We start from the raw sequence: 11,081 nt of genomic DNA, 5'->3' as shown, positions 1-11,081 counted from the left end.
ACTTATTGACGCTGGATTTCCGTCAATAATCTGGCTATAAATTATCGCGATTAACTTTATGCCAAACTATTGACCTTATGGGAGCCATCCTAAACAATCGCCCCACTAATGTCACATTGATATTTCCGCGGCGACCTGTCCTTCAGCCTGTCATCCAGTTCCTTTTTTGGACTTTCCGACATACGGTCTTTCGGGTTGCCATCATCCGACGCAGCGCCACGTTTTTGCTGTGATTCAAGACAAGAAGTTCCGGGAAAATTCCAACCATGCGTTCGCTTTTGCTCCTTGCCGCTCCCTTCGCTCTCGCCGCCTCTTTTGTACAAGCACAATCCTTACCAGAAGCCATGCAACAGGCGCTGGATGTCCATCCGGAGATTCAGGCAGGGGTCAACAGTCGTTTGGCGGCGGATTATCAATTGAAGGCTGCGAAAGGGGGATACCTGCCCAAGGTCGATCTGCTGGGCGGTTATGGCCGTGAAGGTACTGATAGCGTGACCACCCGAGCCAACGGTGGCGGCAATCACTGGGAAACGTTGAACCGCAGTGAGTCAAGTTTACGTCTCTCCCAAATGGTTTTTGACGGTTTTGCGACGTCCAACGAAGTTGCGCGTCAACAAGCCAACGTCAGCTCCCGTGCTTACTCGTTGCTGGGCACTTCCGAGCGCACCGCGCTGACCGTCGCCCAGGTCTATCTGGATGTGCTGACGCGTCGCGAATTCGTCCGCCTGGCCGAGGAAAACCTCAAGAGCCACCAGCGTATCTACGACCAGATCCAATTGCGCACCCAGCGCGGCGTCGGCAGCGGTGCCGATCTTGATCAGGCCGAAGCCCGTATGGCGCAAGCCCGCAACAACCTGATCACCGAACAGACCAACCTCGCCGACGCGGAAACCAACTTCCTCAGCGCTGTCGGCCAGATGCCCGACCAGCTCGAGCGTCCGGCGCCGTTCATGGCGATGATGCCGGCCAACCTCAATGAAGCCCGCGCGCAAATGCTGGAAAACAGCCCGATCCTGCGTTCCGCCGAGTCGGACATCGCCGCTGCCGAGAAGCAGTTCGCCACCGCCAAATCGACCTTCTACCCGCGCTTCGACGCTGAGCTGGGGCGTACCGCCGACAACGATCTCGATGGCCAGAATGGCCACAACAACGAATGGCAGGCCATGCTGCGCATGCGTTTCAACCTGTATTCCGGTGGCAGCAACAAAGCCGATCTGGAATCCAAGTCGTACCTGGCCAACCAGGCGCTGGACATCCGCAACAACGCCCTGCGGCAGTTGAACGAAGAGCTCGGCCTGGCCTGGAACGCGCTGAACAACGCCAACGCTCAGGTACCGATCGCTCAGCAATACGTCGATCACAGCACTTCGGTGCGCACCGCTTACCAGCGTCAATTCAGTCTCGGTGAACGCACTCTGCTGGACTTGCTCGACAGCGAAAACGAACTGTTCACTGCTTCGCGGCGTCTGGCGGAAATCAAGAACATTCAGTTATTTACTCAGTATCGAATCAAGGCGACCATGGGCCAATTGCTCAAAAGCCAGGGAGTGGTCGCGCCGTTGGCATCCGTTGTGCAGAACGACGTGAAGCCCAAGGTCCAGCTGCCTGGGATGAACTGAGTTATCCCTTTCAACTGTTAAAGAGTGTCGAGCGTGGAATCAGAAGTCAGTCGAGTTCAACTCAGCCATGATCCGCGCGCGTTGCATGACGATCCGTTGCTGGATGGTCTGCTCGCCCTGTGCATGCTCCACCAGAAGCCCGCCAGCGCGGCGATGCTGACCACCGGCCTGCCGCTGCCCAAACAACGTTTGAGTATCGAGTTGCTGCCGCGCGCAGCGGCTCGCGCCGGCCTGCAGGGTCGGGTGTTGCAGCGCAAGCTAGAAGAAATTCCGGCGATCGCCATGCCCGCGCTGTTGCTGCTCAAGGATGGCCGCAGTGCCGTCCTGCTCGGCTGGCAGGGCGACGACGAAGCACGCGTGCTGCTCAGCGAAAGCGACGGCGGCGAGTCGGTGGTCAGCCGTGAACTGCTGAGCGACGATTACACCGGCAAAGTGTTCTTCGCCCAGCCGCAGCACAAATTCGACGTCAACCACGGCACGCTGATCCCGCGTGCACGCTCGTGGTTCCGTGACACCCTCAAGCGTTCGCGCTGGCTGTACGCCGATGCGATCGCCGCCAGTTTCCTGATCAACATCATCGCCATGGCCGCGCCGCTGTTCGTGATGAACGTCTACGACCGCGTGGTACCGAACCAGGCCGAAGCAACCCTGTGGGTGCTGGCGCTCGGTATCACCGGAGCTTACATCTTCGACCTGATCCTCAAGAGCCTGCGCAGCCTGTGCCTGGATCTGGCCGGGAAGAAAACCGACCTGATCATCTCCGCCACGCTGTTCGAGCGCATCGTCGGCATGGCGATGAAATACCGCCCGGCGCGGGTCGGCAGTTTTGCGCAGAACATCCACGAGTTTCAGAGCCTGCGCGACTTCCTCGCCTCGCTGACCCTGACCAGTCTGATCGACCTGCCGTTTACCATTCTGATTTTCATCGTCATCGCCATTCTCGGCGGGCATCTGGTATGGATTCCGGTGCTGGCCTTCCCGATTGCCCTGCTGATCGGCTACGCCTTGCAGAAGCCGCTGATCGCGACCATGGAGCGCACCATGGCGCTGGGCGCCGAGCGCCAGTCGAGCCTGATCGAAACCCTCGCCGGGCTGGACGCGGTCAAGGTCAACAACGCCGAAAGCGAGCGCCAGTATCAATGGGAGCAGACCATCGGCACCCTCAGCCGTCTCGAGCTGCGAGTGAAAATGCTCTCCGGTCTGGCGATGAACATCACCTTGCTGATCCAGCAACTGGCCGGGGTGATCATGATCGTCTTCGGCGTGTACCAGATCATCGCCGGCAACCTGAGCATGGGCGGGCTGATCGCCTGTTACATGCTCAGTGGTCGCGCGCTGAGCCCGCTGGCGTCGCTGTCCGGTCTGCTCACGCGCTATCAACAGGCGCGGGTGACCATGACCTCGGTCGACCAGATGATGGAGCTGCCTCAGGAGCGCAATTTCGAAGAGCGTCCGCTGAGCCGCAAGGTCTTGCAGGGTGCTATTGAATGCCGCCAACTCAGCTTCACCTACCCGGACCAGCAGAACCCGGCGCTGAAGAACATTAACCTGGTCATCCGTCCCGGCGAAAAAATCGGCATCATCGGCCGCAGCGGTTCGGGCAAGAGTTCGCTGGCTAAACTGCTGGTCGGCCTCTACCAACCGGACGACGGTGCCTTGCTGGTCGACGGCGTGGACATCCGCCAGATCGATGTCAGCGAACTGCGCTACAACATCGGCTACGTGCCGCAGGACATTCAACTGCTGTCCGGTACCCTGCGTGACAACCTGGTGTCCGGCGCGCGTTATGTCGAAGACGAGCTGGTGCTGCAAGCCGCCGAACTGGCCGGCGTCCACGAATTCGCCCGTCTGCACCCGCAAGGCTACGAGCTGCAAGTCGGTGAGCGCGGGCAGAACCTTTCCGGCGGCCAACGGCAGAACGTCGCCCTGGCTCGGGCGCTGTTGCTCAATCCGCCGATTCTGTTGATGGATGAGCCAACCAGTGCGATGGACAACACCGGCGAAGAACGCCTCAAGCAACGCCTCGCAGCAGTGATTGAAAACAAGACCGTGGTGCTGGTCACGCACCGGGCATCGCTGTTGTCGCTGGTCGATCGCCTGCTGGTGATCGATCGCGGGCAGATTCTCGCCGACGGCCCGAAAGCCGCCGTGATGGAAGCGTTGAAGAAGGGGCAGATCAGTGTTGCTTAAGTCCGGTGTCAAGGAGTCGATCCGTCGCTACTTCAAGGGCTCTGCCTCGCTGCAGGGCCAGCCGCTGCCGGAGGTCAACAAGGCGCTGATCGAAGACGCCCCGCGCGTCGTGCGCCTGACCATCTGGGCGATCATCGGCTTCTTCGTATTCCTCATGCTCTGGGCCAACTTCGCCGTGATCGACGAAGTGACCAAGGGCGACGGCAAGGCGATTCCGTCGTCGAAGATCCAGAAAATCCAGAACCTGGAGGGCGGTATCGTCTCCGAGCTGTTCGTCAAGGAAGGCCAGATCGTCGAGGCCGGCGCGCCGCTGATTCGTCTCGATGACACACGTTTTGCCTCCAACGTCGGCGAAACCGAGGCCGATCGCCTGTCGATGTTGCTGCGGGTCGAGCGTTTGAGCGCGGAAGTCGATGACCGTCCGCTGAATTTCCCCGAGGACGTGCTCAAAGCCGTGCCGGGCCAAGCGAAAAGCGAAGAGTCGCTGTACATCAGCCGCCGTCAGCAGTTACACGATGAAATCGGCGGCTTGCAGGAGCAGTTGATCCAGCGTCAGCAAGAGCTGCGTGAGTTCAGCTCCAAGCAGGCGCAGTACCGTCAGCAACTCGGCTTGCAGCGTCAGGAAATCAACATGTCCGAGCCGCTGGTGGCGCAGGGCGCGGTCTCGCCGGTGGAAGTGTTGCGCCTCAAGCGTGCCGAAGTGGAAACCCGTGGCCAGCTCGATGCGACCACGTTGGCCATTCCGCGCGCGGAATCGGCGATCAAGGAAGTGCAGCGCAAGATCGACGAAACCCGTGGCAAATTCCGCAGCGAAGCGCTGACCCAGCTCAACGAAGCGCGCACCGATCTGAACAAGGCCCAGGCCACCGGCAAAGCCCTGGAAGACCGCGTCAGCCGTACGCTGGTTACCTCGCCCGTGCGGGGCATTGTCAATAAATTGCTGGTCAACACCATTGGCGGCGTGATCCAGCCGGGCAGCGACATGGTCGAAATCGTGCCGCTGGACGACACCCTGCTGGTCGAAGCGAAGATCCGCCCCCAGGACATTGCCTTTCTGCATCCGGGGCAGGAAGCGATCGTCAAATTCACCGCGTATGACTACACCATCTACGGCGGGCTGAAGGCGCAGCTGGAGCAGATCGGCGCCGACACCATCACCGACGAAGACAAGAAAACCACTTACTACGTGATCAAAGTGCGCACCGAGCGCAGCCACTTGGGCACGGATGAAAAGCCACTGCTAATCATTCCGGGGATGGTCGCTTCGGTGGATATCATCACTGGCAAGAAATCGGTGTTGAGCTATTTGCTCAAGCCGATCATCCGCGCACGGGCTGAAGCGTTGCACGAGCGTTGATCCCCAGTGGCCTCGCTGGCCTCATCGCTGGCAAGCCAGCTCCCACAGTTATCTGTTTTCAACAAATATCTGGAGTCCATATGCGAACCCTGTGGGAGCGGGCTTGCTCGCGAAGGCGTCTTCCGAAGCGCTACATATCCGTCGGTAAGTGACAAAAATGGTCACCCACCCCCTCACCAATCGCCATATCGTTATTCATTAACGGTATTTAATTTCCAATTCTTATAGCTATAAAGTCACCCGCCTGCGTACCTGCCGACCAATCGGCGCGCCGCACGACCTGAACCGACACGCAATCCAGCGTGAGTGTCTGATCGACGAGCGCGTCCGTGAGCGCGCCGTGCGTGGGAGATGATTGATGTCCGCCGCTACTGCCACCGAAAGCGCCGCAATTGCCGCGCCGCAAATCTTCGAAATTCGTCCCTTCAGCGGTGCCGTCGGCGCCGAGATCGTTGGCCTCGACCTCAGCCGGCCGATCAATGATCAGGACTTCGCGCGCATTCACCGCGCGCACCTGGATCACCATGTCGTGGTCTTTCGCGATCAGCAGATCACCCCGCAACAGCAAATCGATTTCAGCCGCCGCTTCGGCGTGTTGCAGATCCATGTGCTCAAGCAATTCCTGCTGGCCAACCACCCGGAAATTCTCATCGTTTCCAACATCATCGAGAATGGCCAGAACATCGGTCTCGGTGATGCCGGCAAGTTCTGGCATTCCGATCTTTCCTATAAAGAGCTGCCGAGCCTCGGCTCGATGCTGCACGCTCAGGAGCTGCCCGCCGAGGGCGGCGACACGCTGTTTGCCGACATGCACAAAGCCTGGGACGATTTGCCCGCTGCGTTGCGCACTGCGGTCGAAGGACGCTCTGCCGCGCATTCCTACACAGCGCGCTACAGTGAAACCAAATTCGAAGGCAACTGGCGCCCGACCCTGACCCCAGAACAGTTGGCTCAGGTCGCTGAAGTAGTGCATCCGGTGGTGCGCACCCATCCGGAAAACGGCCGCAAGGCCTTGTTCGTCAGCGAAGGCTTCACCACGCGCATCGTCGGTCTGCCGGAAGACGAGAGCCGCCAGTTGCTCGGCGAACTCTTCGCTCACAGCGTGCTGCCGCAAAACATCTACCGCCATCAGTGGGAACCGCACGATCTGGTGTTCTGGGACAACCGTTCGCTGATCCACCTCGCCGCCGGCTGCCCTGCGCATCTGCGCCGCAAGCTGTATCGCACGACTATCCAGGGCGACGCGCCTTTCTGATTTGCCGGAGATCGACCATGAACGCCCCTTTGCCAGGCCACGCGGCCAGCAACCCGATCGCCCGCAGCGAAGCGTTGCTGGCCGTCGATCACGTCAGCCTCGAATACCGCACGCCGCAACGCGTGGTGCGCGCCACCCACCAAGTCAGTTTCGCCGTCGACCCGGCTGATCGTTTCGTTTTGCTCGGCCCGTCCGGGTGCGGTAAATCGACCCTGCTCAAAGCCGTCGCCGGGTTCATCCAGCCCTGCGAAGGCGAGATTAGTCTGCAGGGGCAGCGGATCGATGCGCCGGGGCCGGACCGCATTGTGGTGTTTCAGGAATTCGATCAGTTGCCGCCATGGAAAACCGTGAAGCAGAACGTGATGTTCCCGCTGCTCGCCTCGCGCACCTTGAACAAGAAAGACGCCGAAGAGCGTGCGTTGCATTATCTGGAAAAGGTCGGCCTCGCAGCATTCGCCGACGCCTATCCACACACCTTGTCCGGCGGGATGAAAGCGCGGGTGGCGATCGCCCGGGCCTTGGCCATGCAACCGAAAATCCTCTTGATGGACGAACCCTTCGCTGCACTCGATGCGTTGACTCGCCGCAAGATGCAGGAGGAATTGCTGCTGCTCTGGGAAGAGGTTCGTTTCACCCTGCTGTTCGTCACTCATTCGATCGAAGAAGCCTTGGTGGTCGGCAATCGCATCCTCTTGCTGTCGCCGCATCCGGGGCGGGTGCGCGCCGAAGTGCACAGCCATCAATACGACCTGCACAGCCTCGGCGGCGTGGCGTTTCAGGAATCGGCGCGGCGCATTCATCGTCTGCTGTTCGATGAGGGCCAGGCGCCGGAGACCGAACGTGATCACCACTTCAACGACATTCGCATCGCCTATTGAGCGGCCAGGAGGACTACCCGATGAGCCATTCATCATCCGTGCGTGAAGAATTCGAAACCGTGCTCGAGCCGCTGACCGCCGTGCCGGTCGAGCGCGAATTGCCGCTTGGCACGCGCCTGTGGCAACAGGGCTGGCTGCGTAAAAGCCTGATCCTGATCGTGCTGGCGATCATCTGGGAAGTGGTCGCGCGGATTCAGAACAACGACCTGATGCTGCCGAGTTTTCTGCAAACCGCGCAGGCCCTGTTCGACGGGCTGCTCAGTGGTGAGCTGCTGGCCAAGGTGTGGATCTCGCTGGTGGTGCTGATCAAGGGCTACCTGATCGGCATCGTCCTCGCGTTCGCCCTGACGACATTGGCGGTCTCGACCCAGTTGGGACGTGATCTGCTCAGCACGATGACTTCGATGTTCAACCCGTTGCCGGCGATTGCCCTGCTGCCGTTGGCGCTGCTCTGGTTTGGCTTGGGCCAGAACAGTCTGATTTTCGTGCTGGTGCATTCGGTGCTGTGGGCGCTGGCGCTGAACACCTATGCCGGATTTCTCGGTGTGTCCGAGACGCTGCGCATGGCCGGGCGTAACTATGGCCTCAGGGGATTGCGCCTGGTCTTGTTCATCCTGATCCCGGCGGCACTGCCGTCGATTCTCGCCGGTTTGAAAATTGGCTGGGCGTTCGCCTGGCGCACCTTGATCGCAGCCGAATTGGTGTTTGGCGCAACCAGTGGCAAGGGCGGGCTGGGCTGGTACATCTTCCAGAATCGCAATGAGCTGTACACCGACAAGGTATTCGCCGGGTTGGCGGTGGTGATCCTGATTGGCTTGCTGGTGGAGAATCTGGTGTTTGCCACCCTTGAGCGCGTGACCGTCAAGCGCTGGGGAATGCAACGCTGAGTCCTGTGGTGGCAGGGCTGGCCCGATCGCTGGCAAGCCAGCTCCCACAGGTTTTGCGGCAGGTCAAAAATTCTGTGAGTTCCCTCAACCAGTGTGGGAGCTGGCTTGCCAGCGATGGCGTCCGCTTCGGCACCGCCGCTCTTTAAGGATGTTTGTTAGCATTGCGCATAGATCAATCCAGATCAGCCAAGAGTGCTCAGCATGCAACTCCCGGACATGAACCTTCTGGTCGCTCTCGATGCCTTGCTCGACGAGGGCAGTGTGGTCGGTGCGGCACGGCGGATGAACCTCAGCCCGGCGGCCATGAGTCGGACGCTGACGCGGATCCGCGAAGCCATCGGCGATCCGATTCTGGTGCGCGCCGGGCGTGGCCTGGTGCCGACACCCAAGGCTCTCGAGCTGCGCGAACAGGTGCGCGATGTGGTCGAGCAGGCGGCGCTGCTGTTTCGCTCCGCCGACAGCGTCGAGCTGGGTAGCTTGCGTCGACGCTTCAGCATTCGCGCCAATGATTTCTTCGTCGGCGTTTACGGCGGCAAGCTGTTCGACACCCTCGACCAACTCGCCCCGCATTGCGAATTGCGCTTCGTCCCGGAAGGCGATGGCGACGATGAGGCGCTGCGCGAAGGACGCATCGATCTGAGCGTCAGCAACACCCGTCCGCTCACGCCAGAAGTGAAGGTGCAGAACCTGTTTTCCACCCATTTCGTCGGCCTGGTGCGCGAAAATCATCCGTTGCTCGATGGCGAAATCACTGCCGAGCGCTACGCCGGTTTTTCCCACATCAGCATGTCGCGGCGTGGTATCGCTCGCGGCCCGATCGACACGGCGTTGAATGCGTTGGGGCTGGAGCGCCGGGTCGCGGTGATCGCGCCAAGTTTCCATGCTGCGATGTTTGCCTTGCCCGACTCCGACCTGATCCTGCCGGTGCCCAAAGAAGCCCTGCTCAGCGTGCGGCGGCTGGGCCTGAAACTGCGTTCATTCGACCTGCCGATTCCACTGCCCATGCTGATGCTGACCCAGGCCTGGCACCCGCGTTTCGACAAGGACCCGGCCCACCGCTGGCTGCGCGAAACCCTCAAGACCTGCTGCGATGAAACGTGGCTGGCGGCACAGCCCTAGCCTTCGGACCGACACAAAACCTTGTGGGAGCGAGCTTGCTCGCGAAAGCGGTAGATCAGTCACAGATGAAGTTGGCTGGCACGACGCCTTCGCGAGCAAGCTCGCTCCCACAGGGAGTTCATTGCTGCACCAGATGCACTTATAACCTGCCGATAAGTCAATTTTCGTCAGCATCAAGCCCCACTAAAATGCTCCGGTATTTTCACCCCCGGAGTTTTCATTCATGACATCCCTGACGGTCACGGCGCCTCTCGCCGCGACCAGCCCGGCGACGGCGGCTGCGCCACCGGTGTTCGGGGCGCGGATCATCATTGGTCTGGTCGGCGTGCTGTTGGCCGTGCTGGTCTCGGGCCTCAACGAGATGGTCACCAAAGTCGCACTCGCCGATATTCGCGGTGCGCTGCACATCGGTTACGACGAAGGCACCTGGCTGGTCGCCAGCTACACCGCCACGTCGGTCGCGGCCATGGCTTTCGCGCCATGGTGCTCGGTGACCTTCTCGCTGCGTCGCTTCACCCTCTGCGCGATCGGTCTGTTTACCTTGCTCGGCGTGCTGTGCCCGTTCGCCCCGAGCTACGAAAGTCTGCTGCTGATGCGCATCCTCCAAGGCCTCGCGGGCGGCGCATTGCCGCCGATGTTGATGACCGTTGCGCTGCGCTTCCTCCCGGCGAACATCAAACTGTACGGACTGGCCGGCTACGCACTGACCGCGACTTTCGGCCCGGGACTCGGCACGCCGCTGGCCGGTCTGTGGACTGAATACGTCGGCTGGCAATGGACCTTCTGGCAGATCATCGTGCCGTGCCTGATCGCCATGGCCGCCGTTGCCTACGGCTTGCCGCAGGATCCGCTGCGGCTGGAACGTCTCAGGGCGTTCAACTGGAAAGGCCTGCTGCTGGGCTTTCCGGCGATCTGCATGCTGGTGATCGGTCTGTTGCAGGGCAATCGACTGGACTGGTTCGAGTCGAATCTGATCTGTGGATTACTCGGTGCCGGTTCGCTGCTGCTGGTGGCTTTTATGATCAATGAATGGTCGCAGCCGATTCCGTTTTTCAAACTGCAGATGCTCGGCATCCGCAACCTGTTGTTCGCCCTGATCACCCTTGCAGGGGTGCTGATCGTGCTGCTGGCGGTGGTGCTGATTCCGTCGAGTTATCTGGCCCAGGTGCAGGGCTATCGTCCGGCGCAAACCGCGCCGATCATGCTCATTGCCGCGCTGCCGCAATTGATCGCGCTGCCGCTGGTGGCCGCGCTGTGCAATTTGCGCTGGGTCGATTGCCGCTGGGTGCTCGGCATTGGTCTGAGCATGCTTGCGCTGTCCTGCCTGGGCGGTTCGCACCTGACTTCGGCGTGGATTCGCGACGATTTCTACGTGCTGCAATGGCTGCAGATTTTCGGCCAGCCGATGGCGGTGTTGCCGCTGTTGATGTTGTCGACCGGTAGTATCACGCCGATGGAAGGGCCGTTCGCGTCGGCGTGGTTCAACACCGTCAAAGGCCTGGCCGCGGTGGTTGCCACCGGCGTCATCGAAGCGCTGACCACATCGCGCCTGCATTTTCATTCGAGCATGTTGGTCGACAGCCTCGGCAATTCGCCGCTGGCCGATCACAGCGATCCGGGCCTCGCCCACCGCTTGCACGAGCAGGCCGTGGTGCTGACTTCGTCCGATTTGTACCTGTGCATGGCTGGCGTCGCCGTGGCGTTGATTCTGCTGATTTTCTGGCTGCCGACGCGGATTTATCCGCCGCGCGCGCCGTCCTGATTGCTGCACTGAAA

The 11,081-nt window shown here is 60.6% G+C and carries 8 protein-coding genes; all 8 read left to right on the top strand.

The annotated features are described in order from the left end of the window. Nucleotides 1-266: 266 nt before the first annotated feature. The 8 genes from ACMYUN_RS13980 (at nucleotide 267) to ACMYUN_RS13945 (ending at nucleotide 11,067) form a co-directional block, all read left to right on the top strand. Nucleotides 267-1,619 carry a TolC family outer membrane protein gene (locus tag ACMYUN_RS13980; RefSeq protein ID WP_039756280.1) on the top strand — a complete coding sequence of 451 codons (1,353 nt, stop codon included), beginning with the start codon at nucleotides 267-269 and terminating at the stop codon, nucleotides 1,617-1,619. Between the two features lie 33 nt (nucleotides 1,620-1,652). Beyond that, complete coding sequence (locus ACMYUN_RS13975; protein ID WP_323163992.1) at nucleotides 1,653-3,809, top strand: type I secretion system permease/ATPase; 2,157 nt, start codon at nucleotides 1,653-1,655, stop codon at nucleotides 3,807-3,809. Beyond that, a complete protein-coding gene (locus ACMYUN_RS13970) occupies nucleotides 3,799-5,166 on the top strand; it encodes an HlyD family type I secretion periplasmic adaptor subunit (protein ID WP_024011116.1) in 1,368 nt (455 codons plus the stop codon). Before ACMYUN_RS13975 ends, ACMYUN_RS13970 begins: the two co-directional genes overlap by 11 nt. Before the next feature lie 358 nt (nucleotides 5,167-5,524). Then, nucleotides 5,525-6,421, top strand: a complete 897-nt coding sequence (locus ACMYUN_RS13965; protein ID WP_415760909.1) for a TauD/TfdA dioxygenase family protein — start codon at nucleotides 5,525-5,527, stop codon at nucleotides 6,419-6,421. A 17-nt stretch (nucleotides 6,422-6,438) separates the two neighbouring features. Then, nucleotides 6,439-7,299 carry an ABC transporter ATP-binding protein gene (locus ACMYUN_RS13960; RefSeq protein ID WP_415760908.1) on the top strand — a complete coding sequence of 287 codons (861 nt, stop codon included), beginning with the start codon at nucleotides 6,439-6,441 and terminating at the stop codon, nucleotides 7,297-7,299. Between the two features lie 20 nt (nucleotides 7,300-7,319). Further along, nucleotides 7,320-8,186: an ABC transporter permease gene (locus ACMYUN_RS13955; RefSeq protein WP_212615001.1), complete on the top strand. Its 867-nt coding sequence runs from the start codon at nucleotides 7,320-7,322 to the stop codon at nucleotides 8,184-8,186. A gap of 201 nt (nucleotides 8,187-8,387) precedes the next feature. Next, nucleotides 8,388-9,305, top strand: coding sequence for a LysR family transcriptional regulator (locus ACMYUN_RS13950; protein WP_129998394.1), 918 nt, complete (start codon nucleotides 8,388-8,390; stop codon nucleotides 9,303-9,305). Nucleotides 9,306-9,528: 223 nt separating this feature from the next. Continuing rightward, entirely contained in the window at nucleotides 9,529-11,067 is a 1,539-nt protein-coding gene (locus ACMYUN_RS13945; protein ID WP_415760907.1) for an MFS transporter, read from the top strand. Nucleotides 11,068-11,081 lie beyond the last annotated feature (14 nt).

This window comes from Pseudomonas sp. CP4 (assembly GCF_047758505.1).
Lineage (GTDB): Bacteria > Pseudomonadota > Gammaproteobacteria > Pseudomonadales > Pseudomonadaceae > Aquipseudomonas > Aquipseudomonas fluorescens_AO.
The sequence above is the reverse complement of the archived record's forward strand: the minus strand, read 5'-3'. Positions and strand labels throughout refer to the sequence as shown.